This is a genomic window from Pseudomonas sp. GL-B-19, from assembly GCF_019956415.1.
Classification (GTDB): Bacteria; Pseudomonadota; Gammaproteobacteria; order Pseudomonadales; family Pseudomonadaceae; genus Aquipseudomonas.
Genome location: NZ_JAHBDK010000066.1, coordinates 1 through 25,373 on the forward strand (window position 1 = coordinate 1; position 25,373 = coordinate 25,373).

A 25,373-nucleotide genomic window follows, 5' to 3' on the forward strand; every position below is an offset into this window, starting at 1 on the left:
ACCGATATGTGGCGCGCTACAACAATGTAAGGCGCCACAGCTACAACGGTTACCACTCGCCGGTAGCGGCAGAAAAGATGGCGGCGTGAGAACCGAAAACAATGTCCAAAATTACTGGACCAGATCAGGCTCGCTCCCACAGGGTTTTTGTGGTTCTACATGATGTGTTTTTCAGGTTCAGGGATGTGGCTTGCGCCGAGCATCGCCGGCAACAACCCGGCCCGTAAATCACCACCACTCGGCTGCTGGTAAAGATTCAACCCAAACTCCGGCAGCACCGCCAGCAAGTAATCGAAAATATCCCCCTGAATCCGCTCGTAATCCGCCCACGCCGTGGTGCTGGTGAAGCAGTAGATTTCCAATGGAATGCCCTGCGCGGTGGTCTGCATCTGGCGGACCATGCAGGTCATGCCGGGTTGAATCTCAGGGTGACTTTTCAGATACGCCAGCGCATAAGCGCGGAAGGTTCCGATGTTGGTCATCCGCCGACGGTTGGCCGACATGGCGGCCACATTGCCCTGGGCTTCGTTCCAGGCTTTGAGTTCAGCCTGTTTGCGACCGATGTAATCAGTCAGCAAATGCACCTGCGACAACTTCTGCTCTTCGTCATCGCGGATGAAACGCACGCCGCTGGCGTCGATGAACAGGCTGCGTTTGATCCGTCGACCACCGGATTGCTGCATGCCGCGCCAGTTCTTGAACGACTCGGACATCAAGCGCCAGGTCGGGATCGAGACGATAGTTTTATCGAAATTCTGCACTTTTACCGTATGCAACGTGATGTCGACCACATCACCGTCAGCGCCGACTTGCGGCACTTCGATCCAGTCGCCCACCCGCAGCATGTCGTTGCTGGTCAGTTGCACACTGGCCACGAACGACAGCAGGGTGTCTTTGTAGACCAATATGATCACCGCCGACATGGCGCCCAGACCCGACAGCAGCAACAGCGGCGAGCGGTCGATCAGGGTGGCGACGATGATGATCGCCCCCAGCACATACAAGACCAATTTCGTCAGTTGCACGTAGCCTTTGATCGAGCGGGTGCGGGCGTGTTCTGTACGTGCATAGATGTCCAGCAAGGCGCTGAGCAGGGCGCTGAACGCCAGCAGCAGAAACAGCATGGTGAACGCCAGCGCCACGTTACCGAGGAAATTCAGGCTGGTCTTGCTCAGCTCCGGCACGAGTTGCAAGCCAAACTGAATCACCAATGACGGCGTCATCTGCGCCAGGCGATGGAAGACCTTGTTATGCCGAAAGTCGTTGATCCAGTGCAGGGCCGGTTGACGACCGAGCATTTTGGTCGCGTGAAGAATGAGGTAACGCGCCACTCGTCCGAGGGCCAGCGCAATGACTAACAACAGTATCAGCGCCAGGCTTGAATGCAGGAGCGGGTGCTGATCGAGGGTGCCCCAAAGGTCTTGAACGTTGAGCCAGAGCTGTTTGATATCCATGGGCTAAAACGATTCTTCTGTAGGACGCGATCGGTCGATTAGAGCATTTAAGTGGGTTTGGATGACGTTTGAAGACAAATCAGGCAACAAAAAGCCACTGTTTATCGTCGTTTTCACAAAGAAACTCGGCCTGAGCGCTCGAAACCGTTACCCTATGCAGCTGTTTTTTTGTATTTCTTCGAGGTAGCACCCGTGTTTTCCCAATTCGCCCTGCACGAACGCCTGCTCAAAGCCGTGGCCGAGCTTAAATTTGTCGAGCCAACGCCAGTGCAAGCAGCGGCTATTCCGCTGGCGCTCCAAGGGCGTGACCTGCGGGTGACAGCGCAAACCGGTAGCGGCAAAACCGCTGCTTTCGTTTTGCCGATCCTCAACCGTCTGATCGGCCCGGCGAAAGTCCGCGTCAGCATCAAGACCCTGATCCTGCTGCCGACCCGCGAGCTGGCTCAGCAGACCATCAAGGAAGTCGAGCGCTTTGCACAGTTCACCTTCATCAAGTCCGGTCTGATCACTGGCGGTGAAGACTTCAAGGTCCAGGCTGCGATGCTGCGCAAGGTGCCGGACATCCTGATCGGTACGCCGGGCCGGATGATCGAGCAACTGAACGCCGGCAACCTCGACCTCAAAGAAGTTGAAGTGCTGGTGCTCGACGAAGCCGACCGCATGCTCGACATGGGCTTTGCCGAAGACGTGCAGCGTCTGGTCGCCGAGTGCACCAACCGCCAGCAGACCATGCTGTTCTCCGCCACCACCGGCGGTTCGGGTTTACGCGACATGGTGGCCCAGGTGCTGAACAACCCTGAGCACCTGCAGGTCAACAACGTCAGCGACCTGAACGCGACCACCCGTCAGCAGATCATCACCGCTGACCACAACGTGCACAAAGAGCAGATCCTCAACTGGTTGCTGGCTAACGAGACCTATCAGAAGGCCATCGTGTTCACCAACACCCGGGCCATGGCCGACCGCATCTACGGTCGCTTGGTGGCGCAGGAATACAAAGCGTTCGTGCTGCACGGCGACAAAGACCAGAAAGACCGCAAACTGGCCATCGACCGCCTGAAGCAGGGCGGCGTGAAAATCCTCGTCGCCACCGACGTCGCCGCACGCGGCCTGGACGTGGATGGCCTGGACCTGGTGATCAACTTCGACATGCCGCGCAGCGGCGACGAATACGTTCACCGTATCGGTCGCACCGGCCGCGCCGGCAACGAAGGCCTGGCCATCTCGCTGATCTGCCACGGCGACTGGAACCTGATGTCGAGCATCGAGCGCTACCTCAAGCAGAGCTTCGAGCGCCGCACCATCAAGGAAGTCAAAGGCACCTACGGCGGACCGAAAAAGGTCAAGGCCTCAGGCAAAGCCGTTGGCGTGAAAAAGAAAAAAGTCGACGCCAAAGGCGACAAGAAGAAAACCGGCGCCAAGGCACCGACCAAACGCAAAATCGCCAACCGCCCGAAGACCGACGCCTTGTCGCTGGTCAGCAAAGACGGCATGGCGCCGCTCAAGCGCCGCAAGCCGGAAGCGCCGGCGGCTGAATAAGCTGTTTTCGTGACCCCAAAAAAACCGGACTGATGTCCGGTTTTTTTATGCGCGGGATTCCTGAGTCGATCAGCTCTCGGCCTTCTTATCTGCCGTCTCCAACTCTTTCAACCGCTGATCAATTAACTGGCACTTGTCCGGTAAGTCCTTGCTGGCCGTGACCAGATCCATCTTTTGCAACTCGGCGTTGATCTCTTTGGCTTTGGCCGGATTCTGCTCGGTCAGCTTGGCCACTTCCTGAGCCAGTTGTTCACGCTTGGCGGTGGCGTCCTCGGGGGTGCAAGCCCAAACGGGGAGGGCGCAGGCGAGGGTGGCGGCGAGGGTGATTTTTAGCAGGGATTTCATAAGTGAGCCTCGATTCCGGTTAAGGCGGGTTAACCGGTTGAGGGTTGAAGCTCGGAAAAAGTTCAGCGAAGTTACCCGGAGCAAGTTCGCTCCCACAGGGGATTGTTAGCGAACACAAATCCAATGTGGGAGCGAGCCTGCTCGCGATGGCCGCAACTCGATGTTGTGTTCTATCCCCCATGACAGCAGCTGGCCGCGGCTTTCTCTTCATATCGATCGTGATGCCGCACCCACTCCATGATTTCCTCTTCATTACGACCCTTGGGTGTGAGGTCGAGGTAGTTGTAGGCGCCGACCAACAGGTCCAGGCCTCGGGCGTAAGTGGAATAGGTGTGGAAGATGTCGCCAGCTTCGTTGCGATAAAACACGCTGAGGCCGGGGAGTTCTTCTTCGGCGCCGTCGGATTTTTCGTAGTTGTAAGTGGCTTTGCCGGCGGCGACGTCTTCGGCTCGGGCTGTGACGCCAAAGTCGTAGTTGAAGTCGCAGCCTTCTGACGACACCCAATCGAATTTCCAGCCCATGCGCCGTTTGAAGGCCTGGAATTCGGCGAACGGTGCGTGGGAAACCGCCACGACGGCAATGTCATGGTGCGCCAGGTGTTGGTTGGCGCCGTCGATGTGGTCGGACAGGAACGAGCAGCCAGGGCAACCTTCGTCCCATCCGGCGGCGAACATGAAGTGGTAGATGACCAATTGACTGCGGCCGCCAAACAGATCGGCCAGTTTCAGTTCGCCGTGGGGCCCCTGAAAGTGGTAGTCCTTGTCTATTTTCACCCAGGGCAGGGCGCGGCGTTCGGCGCTCAGTTTATCTCGTTCCTTGGTGAAGGCTTTTTCGTGGGCCAGATGTTGTTTGCGCGCGGCGAGCCATTCTTCGCGGGACACCACGGGATGATTCTGAATGTTCATTGGCATTGCTCCTGCGGGAGGCTGGGAGGTGACTTACACAGCCTAGTCGTTTGGCCTGCGCCAGATTCGACATACCGCCGGTCGGTGCTGCCCAAAACCTCGGCTGAACGGCTGCGCCCGGTGTCGGTCACAACCTGAGAGGGCCCTCTCAATCACGCGGTCTGGAGGCTGAATCAGGATGACCACTTATAACTGGGATTTGATTGAACGCTTGCTGCACGAGGTGCAAAACGGTGCCAGCAGCTTCACGCCACGGCCCTATGCCGAGCAATACGTGGCAGAGAAAACGGCGGAGGGTGAGCAGACGGAAAACCTGGATCACTTGAAAACAGTGGCCGGCGAGTACGAAAAATTACTGCTGGGACGTGGCTACATCGAGCCTCGGCCAGAGGAGCAGGGCGGTACCGGCTCGAATTACATTTTGACGCTACGCGGCTCCAGTTTATTGAGCTTGATCGACAGCAGCATTCCGGGCAACGACCATCCGCGGCAGGTGTTGGATGAGCAGGAGGATGCACTGGATGAAGTGACGTTTGATGACGTGGCGTCGAGAGCGCAGATTGCCTGAAGAACACTGGGTACCCATGTGGGAGCGAGCCTGCTCGCGATTGCGGTGTATCAGTTAACAGTGATGTAACTGGTGTACCGCAATCGCGAGCAGGCTCGCTCCCACAGGGGATTTGTATTGGGATCAGCTTTGTTTGGCTGCCTTCAGACACTTCAGGTCGTTGAAGTCTTTGCGCACTCCTTCGATTTTCTTCAACAACCGCTGACGCTGAACCGGCGTGCTCTCGGCCATCAAATCCACGATCAACCCCCGGGCCTGAGCCTCGGTATTGGCGTAGGCCTGGCGATAGGCCGGCGTCCACAAACTCTCGCGATTCACCAGAAGCGTCTCGATTCTCTGTGGGAAGTCCGGACTATGACGCTGGGCAACGGCTGCGCTGAATTGCGTCTGCCAGTGTGCGCGGTTGGCGATCCATTGCGTGTTCTGGTCACCCAAGGCCTTTGACCAGGTGAACACCCGTTGTTGCTGGGTGGGGCTCAGCGGGCCAAGCCAGTCATCCAGACGTTTCTCCATGCGTTCGGCACGCTGTTTGATCTGCTGATCGAGGGACGGTTTGAGGTATTCCTGCTGCCGTTTGCGCAGGTCCTTGGCGAAGGCGTCGTTCATTTCCGCGACCTGCTTGTCATCCAGCCCCTGTAACAACTCGACCGCCGACGGGGTGATTTCCCGGGCGGTCTGGGCGATGGCGGCTTTGGCTTCCCGCGTGCGGGCTTGCAGCGCGGCGTCGGTGACCTGGTTGGTTTCGACCATGGTTTGTAAGCGGTCCAGCCAATCCAGGTAGCCCGGCAGTTGCGTGGTGCAATGCCAGCTCAGGTGTTCCTTGAGACGTTCGTTGAACCAGTCTTTCTGCTCGCCGCTCATGTCCAGATAGTCGTTGAGCGTCCACGGAATGATCACGTCGAGATTGCGGTAGGCCAGGCCCACTCGACTGCACGCGCCGAGGGCGAGGCTCAGGATGAGTAGAGCGGCGAAACGAATGAGCCAGCGCGACATGGGCAGATCCTTGCTAAGCGTAGGTTCTCATGTGAACGCAGGATGACTCCGGCAGTTCAGCTGTTCAATAAAACGCGTGTTCAGCCTTGAGAGTGACCAGTCCGTCGCATTGACTGTTGTGCCCGGAATAGGCCGAGCAGTTGCTGCCACTGAGACTTGAATCACTGTAGATCAGGTCCAGATCGATGCCCATGAACGGCCGTGAAAGTTGCACCGACCAATCGGTAAAACTGCCGATATACCCACTGTCGACCGACGCCGGTGTATAGAGTTGGTGGGTGGTGTACTTCATGCTGATCCCGATGCCGAATGGTTGATTGCCGCCGAGGTCGGCAAACAGTGTCCGGTTCAGTTTGTCCGGGTCATTGCTGAAGGCGGCGCCAAAGCGGCTGCCGAGCAGGGTCAGGCCGCCGAAGAGCTCCTGGCTGTCGAGGGTGTCCACTTTCGGATAGCTGTAGTGGATCATGCCTACTTCGTACCCGAGGGTTTGATCGAAGGGTTGTTTAAACCCCACGTAGGAATCCACTTCAAGGTTCTTGCCTGGACTCAACCCCATGCTCGGGGCCCATTGGCCGACGTAGAAGCCGCTGTCGTGGGTCAGGTCGAGGCCACCATGGAATGAACCAGTACTGGAAGGCTTGACCAACCCTTGGGCCATGCTGCGGCTGGGCGTAGTGCCGAGCTTGAGGTCGAAGTCGCCCAGTTCGCGCTGGAAAACCTGCGCGTTGGCAACCGGACATGCCAGCAACGTACAGAGCACTATGAGAGAGGACTTGAGCATGCGTCACTCCATTGACAGCGAGGAGCAGGAATCGAAAACCTGCTGAAACGCTTGTTCTAGACGTGTGCAAGCATACCGGCGAATGCTCGGCATCGAGGGCCGTTCGTCGATTTTTGAAAAATTGAGGAGTGTCGGGGTATTGCGGGAGGGTTCCAGTCCAAGCGCTTCGAAGCTCAAAGCGCTTAGGGACCAGTTGACGCGGCGGATCTTTGGGGGATGTTACTTCTTGCCCAAAGTGATCTGCTTGGACGGGCCGAACGTCTGGCCGCTGACGCCTTTGGCAATTTGCTGGATTTCACCACCGGACTTGAGGAACGCAGCGATCTGGTTGTTGATCGATTCGCTGGTTTCAACGGCCGGAGCTGGCTTTGCTTTGCTGTTGGATGCTTTTACACGCATGGCGGCCATTAACCTGTAGAAAACTAACTTGGCCAGGCATCGTACAGGAAATACTTGACAATTGCTTGGCTAATATCCCCTCAAAATACACATCGCAGGGCTTTGATTTATCTCGGATCATTATCTGAAATAGGTCTCTAACCCGCTGTTTTAAATAAGAACGTTGACGAAAATAGCCCGCGCATGAATGGACTGGCAGGTGAAAAACCCACCTCGTCGGGCTGACGAGTGGCGAGGGCCTCGGAGGCAACGCCCAGGAAAATCAAGGTTCGCAGAGTATTTTCTTTCACCACCGGGCCGGCCAGCGAACGTCGTCCGCAAAACCGGGTAGAATGCGCCCACGTAATGAGGGTATTTGAAATGGCTTTAGTCGGGCGTTACAACAGTTTGCAAGTGGTTAAACACACTAACTTCGGTTTATATCTGGACGGTGGGGCGGATGGCGAAATCCTGTTGCCTAATCGTTATATCCCCAAAGATATTCCCAGCGAAGATGAAGACTGGCTCAACGTTTTTATATATCTGGACAGCGATGACAAACTCATCGCAACTACCGAAAAGCCGAAAGTTCAGGTCGGTGAATTCGCCAGTTTGAAAGTCGTTGAAGTCAACAGCATCGGCGTTTTCCTGGATTGGGGTCTGCCGAAGGACCTGCTGCTGCCGTACTCCGAAGAAAAACGCCAGATGACCGCCGGTGAGTATGTGGTGGTGCATGTCTACCTCGACAAGCATACCCGTCGTATCACCGCGACCGCGCGTCTGGACCGCTACCTGGACAAGACCCCGGCCAGCTACACCCCTGGCCAGGAAGTGGATTTGCTGGTGGCCGAAGCGACCGACATGGGCTTCAAGGCAATCATCAACAACAAGCACTGGGGCCTGATCCACAAGAACGAAATCTTCAAGTTCATGCGTGCTGGCAAAGAAGAGAAGGGCTTTATCAAAGAAGTCCGCGCCGACGGCAAGATCAGCCTGAGCCTGCAGCCCGTAGGCGAAGAAGCGGCCACCAGCCTCAACTCGAAGATCCTGGCCAAGTTGCGAGAAAACAGCGGGAGCCTGCCGGTCAGCGACAAGAGCGACCCGACAGTGATCAGCAGCATGTTTGGCGTCAGCAAGGGCAACTTCAAGAAGGCCATTGGTGCGCTGTACAAGAATGGCCAGATCGTCATTCATGCGGATCGCATTGAACTAAGCTGACCTCGCAGCCGGTCACTTAAGCTGACGCCCACTTTGTAGCAGCTGTCGAGCCCCAGCGAGGCTGCGTCCGGCTGCGAAGTAGGCGTAAACCCAGTACGCGCGGACTTTCTGAAACACCGCATTGCATGATTTTACGACTGCTGCGCAGCCGGACGCAGCCTCGCCGGGGCTCGACAGCTGCTACAGAGACGGACGCAGGCTTCGCCAGCAGCTACGGATTGTGGCGTTTTGTTTTTATTCTGCCGAGTTTCTGCCATGGATTGTGTTGTCGAGGTGTCACGGTGAGCGCGAGCCGGCGTAGCGCCGACGGATTTGCCCTGCAAGTGATGATCGGGTTGTGTCTGATCTGGGGCGTACAGCAGGTGATCATCAAGTGGGCGGCGCCCGACATCGCGCCGGTCATGCAGGCGGTGGGGCGGTCGGGCATTTCCGCATTGCTCGTAGGATTGCTGATCTGCTGGAAAGGCGGCTGGGATCAGGTCGGCGCCACGTGGCGCGGCGGCTTGCTGGCCGGTGCGCTGTTTGGTCTGGAATTCTTCTTCATCTCAGAAGGCTTGCAACTGACCACGGCGGCGCACATGTCGGTGTTCCTTTACACCGCACCGATTTTTACCGCGTTGGGCGTGCATTGGTTGCTGCCGAGTGAGCGTTTAAGGCCTTTGCAGTGGCTGGGGATTTTCCTCGCATTCGTCGGGATCGCCATCGCATTTGCCGGTGGCGTGTCCTGGGACAACCTCGATCACCGCATGTTGATGGGCGATGCGCTGGGCGTACTGGCCGGTGCCGCCTGGGGCGCAACTACGGTAGTGGTGCGCGCTTCGCGCCTGTCGGAAGCGCCGGTGACGCTCACGTTGTTCTATCAACTGATCGTCGGTTTCGTCGGTCTGATGCTGATCGCGATTCTCAGCGGCCAGATCACTCACGTCAGCCTGACCGCGGTGGCAGTGACCAGCGTGCTGTTCCAGGGATTGGTGGTGTCGTTCTTCAGTTACCTGACCTGGTTCTGGCTGTTGCGTCGTTACCTGGCGGCGAACCTGGCGGTGTTCTCGTTCATGACGCCACTGTTTGGCGTCACGTTCGGGGTGGTGTTGCTGGGGGAAGAACTGAGCCTCAACTTTGTCATCGGCGCCGTGCTGGTGCTGCTTGGCATCACGTTCGTTAGCGCTGAACAGTGGGTTCGCCGTCGATTGCGCAAAGCCCTCGGGCAGTCCTGACCGGGCGCAGCAACAGGCTGCCGGCAATGAGCAATCCGCTGCCGGCAACGATCAAGGCGGGCTGCAAACCGCCACTGAAATGGCTGCTCAGGGCGGCCAGCAACGGCCCGGCGAGCTGACCCACGGCAAAGCACGCGGTCAGCAACCCGGCGTTGCGCTGGGTGGCGTGGGGCGCCAGTTCGCGGGAACGTTGCATCACCAATTGCATGCACGCCAGAAACGGCGTGCCGCACAGCATCACCCCCAGCGCCAACCCCGTACCGCTCCCCAACAGGCAGGCGAAGACCCCGGCGGCTTGTAACCACAAAGTCACCATCAGCCAATGGCGTGTGCCATTTGGGGAATGTCGACGCAGGCTCACCAGTACCACGCCGACAGCCGACGCCAGGCCGAAGCACGGCCAGAACAGGTCGGCCTGCCACTGTCCGTGAAACTGCGTGTTGGCCATTTGTGACAGGAACGTGGCGGGGATGATGTAGCCCAGACCGTACAAGCCATAGATCACACTCAATCGAGCGATGCCTTGATGATTCGACGAGACGGCGATGGGGGCGGCCGCTCGCGTCGCCGGAGGGTGTGGCAAAAACGGCAGAATCCCCAGCAGCATCGCCAGCGCTACGCCGGCATACACCAGCCACAACGTTGCGGAGGTCTGCCCCAACAGGTTCGAACCCAAGGCCAGTAAACCCGTGAGAAAAATCCCCAGACCTGGTCCGGCAAATACCAGCGCGCCCAACCGTGGACGACCGGCCGCTGCCGCCAATGGCTGGCTCAGTGCGGTGATCATCACCAACACCCAGGCGCTGGCCACGCCGGTGCCAAAGCGCAACAGCAGATGCGACCAGAACCCGTTGGCCCAGAACGACGCCAGGGTCAGCAGCACGCAGAGCCACAACCCTCCCAGCAGGCGCTGACGGACTTGCGCCGGTCTGCGCGAGAACATCGCGTCCAGTGCACCGACGAAGTAGCCAAGGTAATTGGCAGCGGCAATCAGGCCCGCTGCGGTCAGGTCGATCTGACCTTCGCTGAGCAAGTGCGGCATTTGCGGAGTAAGCGCGAAGCGCCCGATGCCCATGGCCATCATCAGGGCGATAAAACTGGCGAGTAAGCGAATCAGGGGGGACATAGTCTGAGTTCCGGTAAAGGATCAATGACCGTCAGGCTAGGACTGTTTGACTTTCTTTAAAAATGAATAATAGTGAGTAACTTGTTCTGAATTGGAGAAGATCGTGGAGTTCAGCCAATTGCGCATCTTCCAGGCGGTGGCGCAGGAGGGTTCGATCACCCGTGCTGCCGAACGTTTGCATCGGGTGCCGTCCAACCTGTCGACACGGCTGAAACAACTTGAGGAGCAGCTCGGTGTAGAACTGTTCGTCCGCGAGCGTCAGCGTTTGCAGTTGTCGCCTGCGGGAAAAGTCCTGCTGGACTACACCGCCAAGCTGTTCGCCCTACATGACGAAGCCAGTGCGGCAGTGCAGGGCGGGCAACCGGCCGGGGACTTCGTGCTCGGCACTATGTACAGCACGGCGGCGATTCATCTGCCGGGTTTGTTGGCGCGTTATCACCGCAATTACCCGGCGGTAAACCTGCAGGTGCAATCGGGGCCAAGCGGCGAACTGCTTGAAGGTCTGCTCAGCGGTCGGCTGGATGCGGCGCTGGTGGACGGCCCGCTGGAGTTCGCGGGGCTGGACGGCGTGCCATTATGCGACGAACGGCTGGTGCTGATCACTGAGGCTGATCACCCTCCGGTGCGCAGTGCGCTGGATGTGGAAGGGCGCTCGGTGTTTACCTTTCGCCAGGGCTGTTCCTACCGGATGCGCCTGGAGGCCTGGTTCGCGCATGACCATGCTGCTATGGGCAGGGCGATGGAGATCGAATCCTATCCGGGAATGCTCGCCTGTGTGATTGCAGGCTCGGGCGTGGCGTTGATGTCGGAGTCGATGCTCGCCAGTCTGCCGGGCCGCGAGAGCGTGGCGGTGCACCCTTTGGCGGAACCATTTGCCAGCGCGACGACGTGGCTGATGTGGCGCAAGGGCATGGTCGGGGCCAATTTGAACGCGTGGATCGAGCAGCAACAGACGGTCTATCCGTCGGCACCGATACAGGCCCAGGCGATTGCTTGAACTATCGGTCAGGTATTTTGTTCAATTCAGTAACAGATCATTGCGACTTTTGATGAGCATTGCGTAGGACTTCGGACTATTATCAGTGCGAAGCGGCCTCAGAATTCCGGTCGCTCGGCACTACCCTGAAGGGGGCACCATGAAAGAGAAAATCCAAAACTGGCTGCACGATCTGGGTGTTGCACTCGGTTTGATCGAACCGCCTCTGCAACCTGTGCCTATTCGTACGGACGACGAGCAGCGCCGACGCCAGCAACGCCGCCGGTAGTCGCGACGCATGTAGCAGCTGTCGAGCACCGCGAGGCAGCGTTCGGCTGCGTAGCAGCCGTAAACCCTGCATGCAGGATCTACCTGACACACTGCGAAGTCTGATTTCACCGACGGCTCCGTCCGAACGTGGACTGGCCCGAACGCAGCCTCGCGGTGCTCGGCAGCTGCTACAGATCAGCCAGATGCCAGAGACCGGGCAAACTCAACGCCGCCCTATCTCAATCAAAAACCGACTCAAATCATTCGCCGTCCTGGCGGTCTTGAGCAGCCGGTCTTCCTCCGCCGTAAACGCCGTCAACCCCAGCTCATCCTCCAGATGGAAGATCAGCTCTTCGATGTCCTCTTTATCCAATCCCAACTCCGCCAGGCTGGCGTCGTCGCTGAAGTCATCCCGGCCCTCCAGCACGCGGCTGATGAGCTGGTGGACGGCGAGGCGAACGGCGGCTCTTTTCATGGTCGCTCTTCGAGGGCGATAGAGTTGTTGGCCCTGCGCTTGAGTACAGCAGGCTTCAGTCGTGTGAGCGCTGCCACTCGTCAATCATCGTGCGCAAATGCTCCCCCGGGAAACTGCCGAAATGCCCGCCATGCACCGTGCGCACAGGCAACTCACGCAGGCGTTTCAGGCTGCGGGCGTAGTCGTCGAGGTTGGAATGGTAGGCGTCTTCGACCAGTGGGCCGTCGTAGATGATGTCGCCACTGAACAGCGTCTCGGTCGCCGCTTCGTAGAGGCTGATGCCCCCCGGTGAATGCCCCGGTGTGTGCAGCACTTGCAGCACGCGGTCGCCCAGGTCCAGCACATCGCCTTCTTCTATCAAACCCGTGGCCGGTGCGGCTTTGACCCGGTATTCGGCGTAGCACAACGGGCAATCGGGGTGAGCTTCGAACATGTCGTCACCGACAAAGGCTTTGCTCAAATCGTTGTCGCCGTCCGGCGCGGCGAGGATGTCCGCCTCAGCCGGGTGCACTAGCCGTTCGGGGAACTCGTGATGCCCGGCAATGTGGTCGAAATGGCAATGACTGGCCACCGCCACCAGTGGCCGTTCGGTGATCCAGGGCAGTTGCTCGCGCAGGCTGACCAGCCCGGAACCGCTGTCCAACAGCAGATCCTTGTCGCGGCCCTGAATGTGCCAAAGGTTACAGCGATAGAAAGGCCGGATGTAGGGCTCGTGAATCAGGCGAATGCCGTCGCTGAGCTGTTTCACCTTGAACCAAAGATCGCGAGAAACAATCTTCATCAAAGGTTTTCTCCAGACGAAAAAAAACGGGTGTGGCAACCGACGCCACACCCGCCGAAGAAAGCATCAAGTTGTTATGTTCAGCTTAGGCGGCGCTGGCCTGAGCTGCAGGGCGACGGGACATCAGGCTGACCAGCACGAAGCTCACCAGACCGACGCCGAGGCTGTAGTAGATCGGAGTATTGGCATCCATACCGTCCTTGAACATGAACACCAGCGCAGTGGCGAAGCCCATGCCCATGCTGGTGATCGCGCCGGCGGTGGTTGCGCGCTTCCAGAAAATCGCACCCATCAGCGGGATCAGCATGCCGCCCACCAGCAGGTTGTACGCCAGGGTCAGGGCGCTGATCACGTCATTCACGACCAGAGCGATGCCGAGTACGACGATGCCGGTCAACAGGGTGAACAGGCGGTTGATGCGCAGGCTCGACGGTTTACCGCCACGCAGTTTCGGCAGCATATCTTCGGTCAGGGTGGTGGCAGCGGCGAGCAGGCCGGCGCTGGCGGTGGACATCATGGCGGCCAGGGCCGCGGCGATTACCAGACCACGGATACCGTCCGGCAGGGACAGTTTGACGATGGCGGCGAAGGCGTTGTTGACGTTGTCCAGGTCCGGGATCAGCACGTGAGCGGCCATGCCGATCAGGGCGCAGGCCAGTCCGTAGAGGATGCAGTAGAAGCCTGCGAATGTACCGGCGACCTGAGCCACTTTGGCGGTCTTGACGGTGAACACACGCTGCCAGATGTCCTGGCCGATCAGGATCCCGAAGAAGTAGATCATGAAGTAGGTGATGATGGTGTCCCAGCCAATCGTGGTGAAACTGAAGGCGGTGGCCGGCAGTTTCAACACCAACTCATCCCAACCGCCAACGCGATACAGACAGATTGGCAACAGGATGAACATCAGGCCTACGGTCTTGATCACGAACTGGACGATGTCGGTCAGGGTCAGGGACCACATGCCGCCGATTGCGGAGTAGATCACCACCACGCCACCGCCGACCAATACCGAGACCCAGAACGGTAGATCGAACAGCACTTGCAGCACGGTGCCGATGGCCAGGATCGAGGTCACGCCGATCATCAGTGCGTACGCCAGCATGATCACCGCGCTCGCGGAGCGGGCCATCGGGTTGTAGCGTTTTTCCAGCACTTGGGTAACGGTGTAGATCTTCAGTTTCAGCAGCGGTTTGGCGAGGAACAGGTTCAGCGCCACGATCCCGCAACCGAGGGCCGCGCAAAGCCAGAAACCGGAAATGCCATGGACGTAGCCCAGGCGTACGGTGCCGACGGTGGACGCGCCGCCCAGAACGGTGGCGGCCATGGTGCCCATGTACAGGCTCGGGCCGAGGTTACGACCGGCGACCAAAAAGTCTTCGTTGGTCTTGGCCTTGCGCATGCCGTAGTAGCCGAGTATCAGCATCGCGGCGGCGTAGATGAGTACGACGAATAAATCCAAAGCCATGACGGCGTGTCTCCAATTGTTTTTTTTATGGTGAGGCGAAAATCAAACCCGTAGGAGCAAGGCTTGCCCGCGATGAAGACACCGCGGTCAATCAGGCGGACCGCGTTATCGTTCATCGCGGGCAAGCCTTGCTCCTACAGGTAACGCGTTTATCAGGTGGTTTGTCGCAACGCCGGTTTAGCGAGCGAATCCATCCTTAGCGGTGGACCACACCCGGCAGTACGCAGAGCATTTCGTATAGCAGGTTGGCAGCCAGCAGCGAGGTGTTGCCGGTGGTGTCATAAGCGGGCGAGACTTCTACCAGATCGCAACCGACCAGGTCGAGGCCTTGGCAGCCGCGAACGATTTCAATTGCTTGAATGGTCGTCAGACCGCCGATTTCCGGGGTGCCGGTGCCAGGCGCCCAGGCCGGGTCGATGCCGTCGATGTCGAAACTCAGGTACACCGGACCGCCACCGACTTTCTCGCGAACTTCGGCCATCAACGGGGCCAGGGACTTGTGCCAGCACTCTTCGGCCTGAACCACACGGAAGCCCTGATTACGGCTCCAGTTGAAGTCGTCAGCGGTGTAGCCTTGAGCGCGCAGGCCGATTTGCACCACGCGGTCGCAATCCAGCAGGCCTTCTTCGACGGCGCGGCGGAAAGTGGTGCCGTGGGCGATTTTCTCGCCGAACATGTGATCGTTCACATCAGCGTGCGCATCGATGTGCACCAGGCCGATCTTGCCGTGCTTTTTATGAATGGCACGCAGGATCGGCAGGGTGATGGTGTGGTCGCCGCCCAGGGTCAGGGGGATCACATCGTGTTCGAGGATCTTGTGGTAGGACTCTTCGATGATCCGTACCGCGTCCAGCAGGTTGAACGTGTTGATTGCCACGTCACCGATGTCGGCCACCGACAGAGAATCGAACGGAGCAGCGCCGGTCGCCATGTTGTACGGGCGGATCATCACCGATTCAGCGCGGATTTCGCGAGGTCCGAAACGGGTGCCGGGGCGCAGCGAAGTGCCGATGTCCAGTGGCACGCCAATGAAGGCAGCGTCCAGACCGGCAGCGGTATCTAAATGGGGGAGTCGCATCATGGTGGCGATGCCGCCGAAGCGCGGCATTTCATTGCCGCCCAGTGGTTGGTGAAGAATCTTGTCCACGGGTAGGGCCTCATCGTCGTTGTTTTATTTATGTCGGTTGCACAGGTCCGGATAGACACAGGCACCGTTGGGAGACGATTCTGCGAAATGTAGTGGCCGGGAAGAATCGCTACGGGCAAATACTTAGTTCAGATTTTTCTAAACTAATGGTTCGGGCAGCGATAGACTCGCAGAGCTCATGTAGCAGCTGCCGAGCCTGCGAGGCTGCGTTCGGCTGCGAAGCAGTCGTCAAACCTGGACGCGAGGTTTTCCTGAAGCCGCATCGCCTGATTTCACCACTGCTTCGCAGCCGAACGCAGCCTCGCGGTGCTCGGCAGCTGCTACAGGTGTCATCGTCTGCGTTTTTTTGCTGGAGAGCCCCATGGCCAACGCTTTACCCGACCTGAAACTATTGCGCATCTTCGTCAGCGTGGTCCGTCATCAAGGGTTCGCCAACGCCCAGCAAGAACTCAACCTCTCGACGTCGGCCATCAGCACCTACATGAGCCAGCTTGAAGCGGCCCTCGGTCTGGTGCTCTGCCATCGCGGTCGTGGTGGGTTCAGCCTGACCAGCAAGGGCGAACTGTTTCATCAGGAAACCCTGCGTCTACTGGGCGAGCTCGAAGGCTTCGAGCAATACGCCGCAGCGCTCAAGGGCGAACTGCGCGGCACGCTGAACCTTGGCGTGATCGACTCAACGGTCAGCGACAAGGCCTTGCCCTTCGCCGAAGCCATCGGCGCCTACAGCCAGGAACACCCGGCCGTGCATTTGCACTTGTCGGTCATGAGCCCGTACGAACTGCAACTCGGCGTGCAGGACAATCGCCTGGACCTGGCCATCGGTGCGTTCTCCACACGCATGAGTGGCCTGGTCTACATGCCGCTTTACCGCGAGCAGCACTGGTTGTATTGCAGCAGCAGGCATCCGCTGTTCACCGAGCGGCGTATCCCCGAGCAAGTCATCACCCAGCAACGGATGGTTGGCCGGGGTTACTGGAGCCAGGCGGAATTGGCGCGTCACGGTTTCAAACACAGCGCGGCGACGGTGGAGAGTATGGAAGCACAACTGATTCTGGTGCTGTCCGGCGCCTACATCGGTTACCTGCCGGAGCACTACGCTCAGGCATGGGCGGACAAGGGCGATTTGCGTGTGTTGCTGCCGGCGACCTTTGGTTATCAGGCGCCGTTCTCGATGATCGTGCGCCGCGGCCGCAGTCGCGAACCGCTGATCCAGACCTTTCGCGATTTGCTCAAAGCACAACTGAATCAGGCCTGATCCATGTCCAGAATCCAGTGTCCCCGTTGCCTGCGCCCGCAAACTCATTGTTTGTGCCCGCTGATCCCGAGCCTCGATAGCCGCACCCGAGTGCTGTTGTTGCAACATCCGAGCGAAGTGAATCACGCATTGAACACGGCGCGATTGGCGGCGTTGGGCTTGAAGAATGCAGAGCTGATCGTCGGTGAGGTGTTCGAGGATTTGCCGGCGCTGTTGAATCAACCAGGGTATCAGGCGCGGTTGTTGTTTCCGGGCGAGGACGCGCAACCGATGCCAACGTATACGGCGACTGACGAGCCGCTATTGCTGGTCGTCCCGGACGGCACCTGGCGCAAGGCGCGCAAGATGCTGCACCTCAATCCACTGCTGGCAGCGTTGCCACGGGTGACCTTGGCGGATGGCGGGGTATCGCGATATCGATTGCGCAAGGCACCGGGGCCGGGGGCGTTGTCGACAGTGGAGGCGATTGTGCAGGCGCTGCAAACGCTGGAAGCGCCGGGCACGTTTGAGCCATTGTTGAAACCGTTCGAGGCGTTGATCGAAGGGCAGATCGCGGCGATGGGGGAGGAGACCTTCCAGCGTAATCATGGGCCGAAATAGTCGTTGAATTTAAGGGCCTCATCGCGAGCAGGCTCGCTCCCACATGTGACCGAGTTCTTTCAGGATAATCGCGATCAAATGTAGGAGCGGGCTTGCCCGCGAAGAGGCCCTGACAAACACAGAAGATCCAGGCCAGAGACTACCTTTCCCGCATCGCCTCGGTCCGCGCTTTAAGCACCGGTTTGAGCAGGTAATCCAGCACGCTCTTCTCACCCGTGATGATATCCACCGTGGCAACCATCCCGGGAATGATCAGCAACGGTTTCACATCCCCGCCCAAGTGGTTTTTATCCGTCCGAACCTGAATCAGGTAGAAGCTGTTGCCCTTGTCATCGGTGATGGTGTCGGCGCCGATCAGTTCGAGTTTGGCGCTCAACCCGCCATAAATCGTGTAATCGTATGCGCTGAACTTGACCATCGCTTTCTGCCCCGGATGCAGGAACGCCACGTCCTGCGGCCGCACTTTGGCCTCGATCAGCAAGTTGTCTTCCAGTGGCACGATTTCCACCATGTCGCTGCCGGGCTGAACCACACCGCCGATGGTGTTGACCTTCAGCACTTTGATAATGCCGTGAACCGGCGACACCACTGTCGTGCGCGTCACGCGGTCATCGATGGCGATACTCGATGCCGTGATTTTCGACAGGTCGGTGCGTTTCTCATTCAGCTCCTTTGCCGCGTCGGAGCGGAAGGATTGTTCCGACTCGTCGATTTTGCTTTTGATCTCGTTGATCGCCGCTTCAGCCCGGGGAATCGCCAGCGTCGTTGCATTCAGCGAGCCGCGGATCTCCACCGCACTGCGTTTGAGACGCAGGATTTCCACCGGTGAAACCGCCCCGGTGCTCACCAGTGGCGTGGACATGTTCATCTCTTGTTGGAGCAGCGCCAGGCTGGAGCTGAACTGTCCCTGTTTGGAGCGGAATTCTGCCAGTTCCTGGGTTTTTTGCCGAAGTTGTTCGCTCAGCGTGCGCTGTTCACTGGCAAGTCGACGCTGGCGTTGTTCGTACAGCGAGCGCTCATCCTCGGCCACTTGCGGTGCCTTGGCGATCACTTCATCTGACAGCTTGAACGGGCGTCCCTCCGCTTCTGCCGACAGCCGTTCAACCTGCGCCGTCAGTGCATAACGATCCGCTTCACTCTCACCTTTGTTCGACAGAAACCGTGTGTCATCCAGGCGCAGCAACGTGTCGCCCTTGTTCACCATTTGCCCTTCGCGAACGAAGATCTCGGTGACGATACCGCCCTCCAGGTTCTGGATCACCTGGACCTTGCTCGACGGAATCGCCTTGCCTTCGCCCATGGTGACTTCTTGAAGCACCGCGAACTTGGCCCATACCACCGCACTGATAATCAGCCCCGCCGCCAGCCACACGGTAATCCGCGACCAGCGGGGGGAATCCTGCAACGAGGCGCCGGCGGTTTCCGGCATGAATTCACTCTCGGCGGTTTTACCGAAACTGCCGAAGTAGCCCCGGTCCTTTGGTGTGTCGGATGATGAACGGGCCATGGGGTTCTCCTAGACCGCCGCAGAGCCGACACGGCCCTTGCGCAGTGCATCAATGACCGCTTCCTTCGGACCGTCGGCGACGATTCGCCCGTTATCCAGCACGACCAATCGATCCACCAGGCTGAGCATCGCAGTGCGGTGAGTGACCAGCAGCAGGGTTTTGCCCTGGACCCAAGTGTGGAGTTTTTGCCGCAGAACGTCTTCGCTGCTGTTGTCCATGGCGCTGGTCGGTTCGTCGAGCAGCAGGATCGGTGGGTCGAGCAACAAGGCCCGTGCCAGCAATACCGCCTGACGTTGCCCTCCGGACAGCAACTGCCCACGCTCGCCTACCGGCCGGTCGAAACCCTGAGGGTGCTGGCGCGCCAGTTCGGTGACGCCGGTCAGTTCGGCGACTTCGAGCATCCGTGAATCGCTGATGTAGCGGGCGCCCAGGGTCAGGTTGTCGCGCAGGCTTCCGGCCAGCAGCGGCAGGTCATGGGCGACATAACCGATCTGTTGGCGCAGGTCCGCGACATCCAGTTGCCGCAGGTCCAGACCGTCGAGCAGCAACTGGCCTTCTTCCGGCGCGTAGAACCCCATCACCAGTCGCGCCAGGGTGCTTTTGCCCGAACCACTGCGACCGATGATGCCGATGCGCTCGCCCGGTTTCATGCTGAAACTGACGTTGGCCAGTGCCGGTGCGTTCTGGCCGTTGTAGTGGAAGGTCACGCCGCTGACGTCGAGCGCGCCTTGCAGTTGTGTGCGCTCCAGCGGCCGCTGTTTCGCGTCGCGTTCCTGCGGCAGGCCCATCAGCGCATCGGTGCTTTTCATGGTCAGTTGCGCTTGCTGGTAGCGAGTGATCAAACCGGCGATCTGCCCCAGTGGCGCGAGCACGCGGCTACCGAGCATGTAAGTCGCCACCAGTGCCCCCACGCTGAGGTTGCCGGCGATGATGCTGTAGACCCCGGCAACAATGGTCGCCATGCCGGAGAATTGCTGGATGAACAGTGTGCCGTTGGTGGCCAGCGCCGAAAGGTGGCGTGCATGGCTGTCGAGGCGGGTGAGGGCGCCGTGGGTGCTTTCCCATTTGTGCTGGCGCTCGCTCTCGGCGCTACAGGCCTTGAGGGTTTCGAGGCCGCCGAGGGTTTCGATCAGCAAGGCCTGGCGTTCGGCACCCAGGCTCAGGCTTTTTTGCACGGTGTCGCGCAGGCGCATCTGGATCACCATCGCGAAGATGATCGTGATCGGAAACGCCAGCAACGGAATCACCACCAGCCAGCCGCCGAGCAAGCCGATCACCACCAGCATCAGCACGGCGAAAGGCAGGTCGATCAGGCTGGTCAAGGTGACTGCGGTGAGAAATTCCCGCAGGCCCTGGAAGTCATGAATGCTCTGGGCAAAACCGCCGATGGTCGCCGGGCGGGCTTTCATCGACATGCCGGTGATGCGCTCGAACAAGGTCGCCGACAGGATCACGTCGGTTTTCTTCCCTGCGGTGTCGAGCAAATGTGCGCGCACGACCCGCAGCACCAGTTCAAAACCGGTGCCGATCAGCAAGCCGATCGACAACACCCACAAGGTCGAGGTGGCCTGGTTCGGCACCACCCGGTCGTAGGTCTGCATCACGAACAGCGGCACCATCAACCCGAGCAGGTTGATCAGGAAGCTCGCCAGGATCGCATCGCTGTACAGCCATTTCGACAGTTTCAGCGTGTCGCGAAACCACGCTTCCACACGCGGCACTAGAGGCGAGCGCAAGTCTTCGAGTTCATGGCGTGGCCGGGCAAACAAGGCTTGGCCACTGTAGTTTTCGGCCAGCTCTTGCGTGCTGACCCATTGTTCACCGCCGTCGGCTTCGCTGGGCAGGATCAGCACCTGACCATCATCGCCGAAGCGTCGCAGGATGGCCGTGCGGCCGTTGTTGAGGATTAACATCACCGGCAAGTTGAGGGCGCAAATATCCCCCAGTTCACGGCGAAGTACACGCGCCTGCAAACTGGCCCGGGCCGCTGCGCGCGGCAGCAGGTCCAGGCTCAAGCGTTGTTTGTTCAGGGGTAGCCCAGCACTCAGGCTGGCGCGACTGACGGTCGCGCCGTGGAGTTTGCAGAGGATCAACAGACCGTCCAGAAGCGGGTCATCGAAGCTGAGGCGCGGATCGACACCAGTGTTGCCGGATTCCATGCTGGTCACATTGATCGCTCCCAGTGAGCTACTTCATTTCAGGTAAACGGGCTTCGTTCTTCACTTCTGAGGAGGCGATTGCATCGGCGGGCAACACTACCCGTTGCTTGCTCAGCAACTCACCCATACTGGCCAGCACGCGGTACATCGAGAATTCCTCGGTGTAGCGCACTTCGGTGTAGCGGCGGTTGGCGTTGTAGAGCTCGTTTTCACTGTCGAGCAAGTCGAGCAGTGACCGCTGACCCAGACCGAACTGGTCCTGATAGGCAATGCGCACGCGTTTACTGGTTTCAGCGTATTCGCGCGCGGTAGGCGTTTGCTTCTTCGCATTGACCATGGCGTTCCAGGCCAGGTTAATGTTCTCGTTGAGCTGGCGCAGGGCGTTGTTGCGGATGTCCATCGCCTGGTTGATCTGATGCGCATCGGAGGCCAGGCGCGCCTTGTCACTGCCACCGCGGAACAGGTTGTAGTTCATCACCACACCCACACGCCACTCGTTGTCGTGACCTTCATCGCCCTGCACGTTGTTGTTTGCGACCACCGCGGCTTCGGCGTCGAGGCGTGGGTAGAACGGCGATTTGGCGACTTCATACTGGCTCTCGGCCGATTGCACGTCGGCCTGGGCGGATTTCAGGTACGGGTTGTTGGTCACCATGCTCTGCTGGGCTTCCGGCAGGGTGGCGGGCAGTTCGCCGCGGGTCGATGGCGGCGTTTCGAGCTCATCGGGCAGGCGCCCTACGACGCTGAAGAAGTTTGACTCGGCGTCCGCCAGGTCGACTTCAGCGGTGTCGAGGTTGTTTTGCGCCAGTGCCCGGCGCGCGCCGGATTGATCGGAGTCGGCGGTGCTGCCGACGCCACGTTGGGTACGCAGGCCGATCTGGTCGTTGACGCGCAAGTGGGCTTGCAGGTTGTTCGTGGCCAGGGTCACCAGTTCGCGGCGCTTGAGCACTTCGAGGTAAACCTCGATGGTGCGCAGGGCCAGATCCTGGGCGGTGCCTTGTGCGTAATAGGCCCGGGAGTTGACCACGTCTTTGGTGCGATTAACTTCGTTCGAGGTGCTGAAACCGTCAAACAGCATCTGCCGCAAGCGCAATTCCGACTGGGTGTAATTCATGGTTTCGGTGTTGTGTTTGTCGAATTGCCGGGTGTTGGTGTTATCGCTGCGCGCCCGCCCGTAGGCGCCAGTCAGATCAACTGATGGATAAAAGCCCCCTTTGGCAACGTTCACCTGTTCATCCGCGGACAGGCGCGAGTCCACCCGCGAGGCCAGTTCCGGATGGGTTGCGATGGTGCTTTGGATTGCCTCGGTCAACGACATGGCTTGAGCGCTGGAATTGCAAGCAACGGCCAGCAGAACCGCGCTGCAAAGAGGGGTTAAAACGCGCATGGGTGCATCTCCCTGAATTCCTGATGGTGCTTATCAGTCGCCAATAATTTGACGGCATTTATAGGTAAAATCGTTTCACCCTTGTAACAACAGAGCTAAGAACATTCTAGAGGATAGTTAAGAAATATTTCTCATTACTTTTATGACAAAAAAAACTTATGCCATCAGCAAAATCCAGCACATTGTTCACTGCGAAAGGCTTTGAATTATCAGCTTTAGGGAGCTTTCAAAGGTTTTTTGAAAAGTTCAGTCCACTTATCGATTTAGGGCTGGGAAGTGCTGGAGGGGAGGGCAGCGTAACGGTTCTTGAGTGACGGTTTTTTGTCACTTGGTTGATTCAGGACTGTTACGCATCGTTCACCAGGCTAGTTGCGACGCAAGTGGGCCCCGAAGCCATTGATTGCAGAGGGTTTTATCCCGCTGTCGCCGACGCTGTGGTAGAGCGACACGCTGGGCGAGCATATCGCCAGGGCAGCGGCTTACTCAGGTAAACGCGCTCTGCAGGCGATCTGCTCGGTTACCTGCTTTAAACCATGAGCACTTTCTTCGAAAAAACAGGATGCCGACAGCTGTTGGCAGCGGAGGAAGTGCACATGGCTACGCTCATCGGTATCGTCAGTAAAGTCATTGGTCAGGTGTTCGCGGTGGCGAGCGACGGCACCCGGCGCGCATTGGTCGAGGGCGATCGATTGTTCGCCGGTGATCAACTGGTCACCGGAGCCGAAGGCGCGGTGGCGGTCCATCTGCAAAATGGCGAGGAACTGACCCTTGGGCGTGGCAGCAATCTGCAGATGAGCCCGCAGCTCCTTGCGCATCAGTCGCCCCACGTTGGCACCTTAGAAGCGGTGACGCCGAGCGAAGTGCAGCTGACCGATGTCGAACAACTGCAAAAAACTATCGCGGCGGGCGCTGACCCGACGCAGACCGCTGAAGCCACTGCGGCAGGGCCTGGCTCGACCCCGGCGGGCGATGGTGCATCGGGCGGCGGCCACACTTTTGTCTTGCTGGAAGAGGTGGGCGGGCGGGTCGATCCGACGATTGGCTTCCCGACAGCAGGGTTTGGCAGCATCCCGGAATTTCCCGAAGAACGGCACAACGCCGATATCCAGAACTCCGATGGCACTCCGGCCGTCGTAGCGCCCCCGCCAACACCCGTCAACAATCCGGTCACGCTCGTCGGCCTGTCGGCAGCGGGCGGGGAACTGACCTTCAACGAAGCCAACCTGCCCAACGGTTCTGCGAGTAATCCAGGCGCGTTGACACAGAACGGCACGTTCAGTGTGTCGGCGCTCGACGGGCTGAACAGCCTGAGCATCGGCGGCATCAACGTCATCACGGGTGGTGTGGCTGCAGGCGTTCCTCAATCAATCACCACGCCACAGGGCAACACCCTGACCATCACGTACGACCCGGCCACTGGCGTGGTGAGTTACAGCTTCACCCTCAACGGAAGCGTCATCCATCCGGCTGGCGACGGCACCATCCCCCTCATCGAGCAGATCACCGTGATGGCCGGCGATAGCAACGGTGACACCGTCACCGGCACGCTGGACGTCAACATCACTGACGACGTGCCCAAGGCCGTCGATGACAGCAACGCCAGTACCGCATCGGAAACCCTGCTGACCCTGACCGGCAGTGTGCTGCCGAACGACACGCAGGGCGCAGACCGCATTCCTGTTGGCCCCGACAGCGGCCCAGTCATTGGCGGCACCTTCACCGGAACCTACGGCACCCTGGTGCTCAATCCCAACGGCACTTACACCTACACGCTGAACACCAGCGATGTCGATTTCAAAGCGCTGCACGGCGGTGGCAGCGGCACGGAAACCTTCGCCTACACCCTCACTGATGCCGACGGCGACACCAGCACCGCCAACCTGGTGCTGCAAATCCACAACAACGATGACCCGGTCACCCTCGATGGCCTCAACGTCAACGGTGGCGAACTCACCGTCTACGAGAAAAACCTCGGCGACGGCAGCAGCCCCGATGCTTCGGCGCAGACCCAAAGCGGCACCTTCGCCATCACCGCTTTGGACGGCGTGACGACGCTGACTGTCGGCGGCATCGCGGTAGTCACCAACGGTGTGGCGACTGGGTTCCCGCAATCTGTCACGACTCCGTTGGGGAGCACGCTGACGATCACCGGGTTCAACGCCACGACTGGCGTCGTGAGCTACAGCTACGCCCTGGCCGACAACGAAGCCCACCCCACCGCTAACGACGCCAACTCACTGCCAGAGCAGTTCGCCGTGACCGTGGTGGACGACAACGGCACCACCGCCAACGGCACGCTCGACGTCAACATTGTCGACGACCTGCCTCAAGGCGTGAACGACAGCAACGCCAGCACTGCATCGGAAACTCTGCTGACCCTCAACGGCAACGTCCTGACCAATGACGTGCAAGGCGCCGACCGCATACCGACCGGCCCCAGCGCCGGCCCGATCACCCCCGGCACCTTTGCCGGGACTTACGGCACGTTGGTGCTGAACGCCAACGGCACGTACACCTACACCCTGAACACCAGTGATGCCGAGTTCAAAGCCCTGCACGGCAATGGCAACGGCACGGAAACCTTCGCCTACACCATTACCGATGCGGACGGCGACATCAGCACCGCCAACCTGGTGCTGAAAATCCACAACAACGATGACCCGGTGACCCTCGATGGCCTCAACGTCTACGGCGGCGAACTAACCGTCTATGAGAAAAACCTCAGCGACGGCACCAACCCGAACATCCCGGCGCTGACCCAGAACGGCACTTTCACCGTGACCGCGCTCGACGGCCTGCAAACCCTCGATGTCGGCGGCATTCATGTGG

At 59.2% G+C, this 25,373-nt stretch carries 23 protein-coding genes; 9 read left to right on the forward strand and 14 right to left on the reverse strand.

Annotated elements, in window-relative coordinates:
* Nucleotides 1–155 precede the first annotated feature (155 nt).
* Entirely contained in the window at nt 156–1,454 is a 1,299-nt protein-coding gene (locus KGB06_RS24200; protein ID WP_223520250.1) for a mechanosensitive ion channel family protein, read from the reverse strand.
* Between the two features lie 192 nt (nt 1,455–1,646).
* On the opposite strand from KGB06_RS24200, the gene KGB06_RS24205 reads away from it, so the two are divergent.
* A complete protein-coding gene (locus KGB06_RS24205; RefSeq protein ID WP_223520252.1) occupies nt 1,647–2,993 on the forward strand; it encodes a DEAD/DEAH box helicase in 1,347 nt (448 codons plus the stop codon).
* A gap of 69 nt (nt 2,994–3,062) precedes the next feature.
* Here KGB06_RS24205 and KGB06_RS24210 read toward each other — a convergent pair whose 3' ends face one another.
* A complete protein-coding gene (locus KGB06_RS24210) occupies nt 3,063–3,338 on the reverse strand; it encodes a hypothetical protein (protein ID WP_223520254.1) in 276 nt (91 codons plus the stop codon).
* 170 nt (nt 3,339–3,508) lie between these two features.
* The gene (locus tag KGB06_RS24215) at nt 3,509–4,243 is read right to left on the reverse strand and encodes a DUF899 domain-containing protein (RefSeq protein ID WP_223520255.1); all 735 of its coding nucleotides are present in this window, start codon (nt 4,241–4,243) and stop codon (nt 3,509–3,511) included.
* Between the two features lie 178 nt (nt 4,244–4,421).
* Here KGB06_RS24215 and KGB06_RS24220 point away from each other — a divergent pair, with 178 nt between their 5' ends.
* Complete coding sequence (locus tag KGB06_RS24220) at nt 4,422–4,811, forward strand: transcriptional regulator (protein WP_223520257.1); 390 nt, start codon at nt 4,422–4,424, stop codon at nt 4,809–4,811.
* 123 nt (nt 4,812–4,934) lie between these two features.
* Here KGB06_RS24220 and KGB06_RS24225 read toward each other — a convergent pair whose 3' ends face one another.
* From KGB06_RS24225 to KGB06_RS24235, 3 genes are all read right to left on the reverse strand, one after another.
* Complete coding sequence (locus KGB06_RS24225; RefSeq protein WP_223520259.1) at nt 4,935–5,804, reverse strand: DUF6279 family lipoprotein; 870 nt, start codon at nt 5,802–5,804, stop codon at nt 4,935–4,937.
* A 64-nt stretch (nt 5,805–5,868) separates the two neighbouring features.
* The gene (locus KGB06_RS24230) at nt 5,869–6,585 is read right to left on the reverse strand and encodes a TorF family putative porin (RefSeq protein WP_223520261.1); all 717 of its coding nucleotides are present in this window, start codon (nt 6,583–6,585) and stop codon (nt 5,869–5,871) included.
* Nucleotides 6,586–6,804: 219 nt separating this feature from the next.
* Nucleotides 6,805–6,993 carry a hypothetical protein gene (locus tag KGB06_RS24235; protein ID WP_017337097.1) on the reverse strand — a complete coding sequence of 63 codons (189 nt, stop codon included), beginning with the start codon at nt 6,991–6,993 and terminating at the stop codon, nt 6,805–6,807.
* Nucleotides 6,994–7,344: 351 nt separating this feature from the next.
* Between KGB06_RS24235 and KGB06_RS24240 the strand changes: the two genes are divergently transcribed.
* Both KGB06_RS24240 and KGB06_RS24245 read left to right on the forward strand, forming a co-directional pair.
* On the forward strand, nt 7,345–8,181 hold the full coding sequence (locus KGB06_RS24240) for a S1 RNA-binding domain-containing protein (protein ID WP_223520264.1): 837 nt from the start codon (nt 7,345–7,347) through the stop codon (nt 8,179–8,181).
* Nucleotides 8,182–8,462: 281 nt separating this feature from the next.
* Nucleotides 8,463–9,395: a DMT family transporter gene (locus KGB06_RS24245; RefSeq protein WP_223520265.1), complete on the forward strand. Its 933-nt coding sequence runs from the start codon at nt 8,463–8,465 to the stop codon at nt 9,393–9,395.
* On the opposite strand, the gene KGB06_RS24250 is transcribed toward KGB06_RS24245, so the two are convergent.
* Complete coding sequence (locus tag KGB06_RS24250; protein ID WP_223520267.1) at nt 9,340–10,521, reverse strand: MFS transporter; 1,182 nt, start codon at nt 10,519–10,521, stop codon at nt 9,340–9,342. The genes KGB06_RS24245 and KGB06_RS24250 overlap by 56 nt on opposite strands.
* A 103-nt stretch (nt 10,522–10,624) precedes the next feature.
* Between KGB06_RS24250 and ptrR the strand changes: the two genes are divergently transcribed.
* Both ptrR and KGB06_RS29925 read left to right on the forward strand, forming a co-directional pair.
* Complete coding sequence (gene ptrR / locus KGB06_RS24255; protein WP_223520268.1) at nt 10,625–11,518, forward strand: putrescine utilization regulator PtrR; 894 nt, start codon at nt 10,625–10,627, stop codon at nt 11,516–11,518.
* Nucleotides 11,519–11,657: 139 nt separating this feature from the next.
* Nucleotides 11,658–11,786 (forward strand): PA1414 family protein, encoded by a 129-nt coding sequence (locus KGB06_RS29925; protein WP_007914492.1) that lies wholly within the window; start codon nt 11,658–11,660, stop codon nt 11,784–11,786.
* A 204-nt stretch (nt 11,787–11,990) separates the two neighbouring features.
* Here KGB06_RS29925 and KGB06_RS24260 read toward each other — a convergent pair whose 3' ends face one another.
* The 4 genes from KGB06_RS24260 to speB form a co-directional block, all read right to left on the reverse strand.
* On the reverse strand, nt 11,991–12,242 hold the full coding sequence (locus KGB06_RS24260) for an acyl carrier protein (protein ID WP_223520270.1): 252 nt from the start codon (nt 12,240–12,242) through the stop codon (nt 11,991–11,993).
* Between the two features lie 55 nt (nt 12,243–12,297).
* Nucleotides 12,298–13,023 carry an MBL fold metallo-hydrolase gene (locus KGB06_RS24265; protein ID WP_223520272.1) on the reverse strand — a complete coding sequence of 242 codons (726 nt, stop codon included), beginning with the start codon at nt 13,021–13,023 and terminating at the stop codon, nt 12,298–12,300.
* An 85-nt stretch (nt 13,024–13,108) separates the two neighbouring features.
* Nucleotides 13,109–14,488 carry a sodium:solute symporter gene (locus tag KGB06_RS24270; protein WP_223520273.1) on the reverse strand — a complete coding sequence of 460 codons (1,380 nt, stop codon included), beginning with the start codon at nt 14,486–14,488 and terminating at the stop codon, nt 13,109–13,111.
* A 196-nt stretch (nt 14,489–14,684) separates the two neighbouring features.
* Nucleotides 14,685–15,635 carry an agmatinase gene (gene speB / locus KGB06_RS24275; protein ID WP_150778981.1) on the reverse strand — a complete coding sequence of 317 codons (951 nt, stop codon included), beginning with the start codon at nt 15,633–15,635 and terminating at the stop codon, nt 14,685–14,687.
* A 361-nt stretch (nt 15,636–15,996) separates the two neighbouring features.
* Between speB and KGB06_RS24280 the strand changes: the two genes are divergently transcribed.
* Nucleotides 15,997–16,890: a LysR family transcriptional regulator gene (locus KGB06_RS24280; protein WP_007945995.1), complete on the forward strand. Its 894-nt coding sequence runs from the start codon at nt 15,997–15,999 to the stop codon at nt 16,888–16,890.
* A gap of 3 nt (nt 16,891–16,893) precedes the next feature.
* Entirely contained in the window at nt 16,894–17,490 is a 597-nt protein-coding gene (locus KGB06_RS24285) for a tRNA-uridine aminocarboxypropyltransferase (RefSeq protein WP_223520275.1), read from the forward strand.
* Between the two features lie 139 nt (nt 17,491–17,629).
* Here the strand turns inward: KGB06_RS24285 and KGB06_RS24290 are convergent, their stop codons facing one another.
* Genes KGB06_RS24290 through KGB06_RS24300 form a run of 3 tightly spaced genes read right to left on the reverse strand, consistent with a single transcriptional unit; the run spans nt 17,630 to nt 22,544 of the window.
* Entirely contained in the window at nt 17,630–18,997 is a 1,368-nt protein-coding gene (locus KGB06_RS24290) for an HlyD family type I secretion periplasmic adaptor subunit (protein ID WP_223520277.1), read from the reverse strand.
* 9 nt (nt 18,998–19,006) lie between these two features.
* The gene (locus tag KGB06_RS24295; RefSeq protein WP_223520279.1) at nt 19,007–21,166 is read right to left on the reverse strand and encodes a type I secretion system permease/ATPase; all 2,160 of its coding nucleotides are present in this window, start codon (nt 21,164–21,166) and stop codon (nt 19,007–19,009) included.
* A gap of 19 nt (nt 21,167–21,185) precedes the next feature.
* Nucleotides 21,186–22,544, reverse strand: coding sequence for a TolC family outer membrane protein (locus KGB06_RS24300; protein WP_223520280.1), 1,359 nt, complete (start codon nt 22,542–22,544; stop codon nt 21,186–21,188).
* 593 nt (nt 22,545–23,137) lie between these two features.
* On the opposite strand from KGB06_RS24300, the gene KGB06_RS24305 reads away from it, so the two are divergent.
* Nucleotides 23,138–25,373, forward strand: a 2,236-nt coding sequence (locus tag KGB06_RS24305) for a retention module-containing protein (protein ID WP_223520282.1), incomplete at its 3' end; no start/stop codon positions are given.

Coding starts and splice junctions, on each gene's coding strand:
- KGB06_RS24200 (WP_223520250.1), bottom strand. CDS start 1,454: ATGGATATCAAACAGCTCTGGCTCAACGTTCAAGACCTTTGGGGCACC.
- KGB06_RS24210 (WP_223520254.1), bottom strand. CDS start 3,338: ATGAAATCCCTGCTAAAAATCACCCTCGCCGCCACCCTCGCCTGCGCC.
- KGB06_RS24215 (WP_223520255.1), bottom strand. CDS start 4,243: ATGAACATTCAGAATCATCCCGTGGTGTCCCGCGAAGAATGGCTCGCC.
- KGB06_RS24220 (WP_223520257.1), top strand. CDS start 4,422: ATGACCACTTATAACTGGGATTTGATTGAACGCTTGCTGCACGAGGTG.
- KGB06_RS24225 (WP_223520259.1), bottom strand. CDS start 5,804: ATGTCGCGCTGGCTCATTCGTTTCGCCGCTCTACTCATCCTGAGCCTC.
- KGB06_RS24230 (WP_223520261.1), bottom strand. CDS start 6,585: ATGCTCAAGTCCTCTCTCATAGTGCTCTGTACGTTGCTGGCATGTCCG.
- KGB06_RS24235 (WP_017337097.1), bottom strand. CDS start 6,993: ATGGCCGCCATGCGTGTAAAAGCATCCAACAGCAAAGCAAAGCCAGCT.
- KGB06_RS24240 (WP_223520264.1), top strand. CDS start 7,345: ATGGCTTTAGTCGGGCGTTACAACAGTTTGCAAGTGGTTAAACACACT.
- KGB06_RS24250 (WP_223520267.1), bottom strand. CDS start 10,521: ATGTCCCCCCTGATTCGCTTACTCGCCAGTTTTATCGCCCTGATGATG.
- KGB06_RS29925 (WP_007914492.1), top strand. CDS start 11,658: ATGAAAGAGAAAATCCAAAACTGGCTGCACGATCTGGGTGTTGCACTC.
- KGB06_RS24260 (WP_223520270.1), bottom strand. CDS start 12,242: ATGAAAAGAGCCGCCGTTCGCCTCGCCGTCCACCAGCTCATCAGCCGC.
- KGB06_RS24265 (WP_223520272.1), bottom strand. CDS start 13,023: ATGAAGATTGTTTCTCGCGATCTTTGGTTCAAGGTGAAACAGCTCAGC.
- KGB06_RS24270 (WP_223520273.1), bottom strand. CDS start 14,488: ATGGCTTTGGATTTATTCGTCGTACTCATCTACGCCGCCGCGATGCTG.
- KGB06_RS24280 (WP_007945995.1), top strand. CDS start 15,997: ATGGCCAACGCTTTACCCGACCTGAAACTATTGCGCATCTTCGTCAGC.
- KGB06_RS24285 (WP_223520275.1), top strand. CDS start 16,894: ATGTCCAGAATCCAGTGTCCCCGTTGCCTGCGCCCGCAAACTCATTGT.
- KGB06_RS24290 (WP_223520277.1), bottom strand. CDS start 18,997: ATGGCCCGTTCATCATCCGACACACCAAAGGACCGGGGCTACTTCGGC.
- KGB06_RS24300 (WP_223520280.1), bottom strand. CDS start 22,544: ATGCGCGTTTTAACCCCTCTTTGCAGCGCGGTTCTGCTGGCCGTTGCT.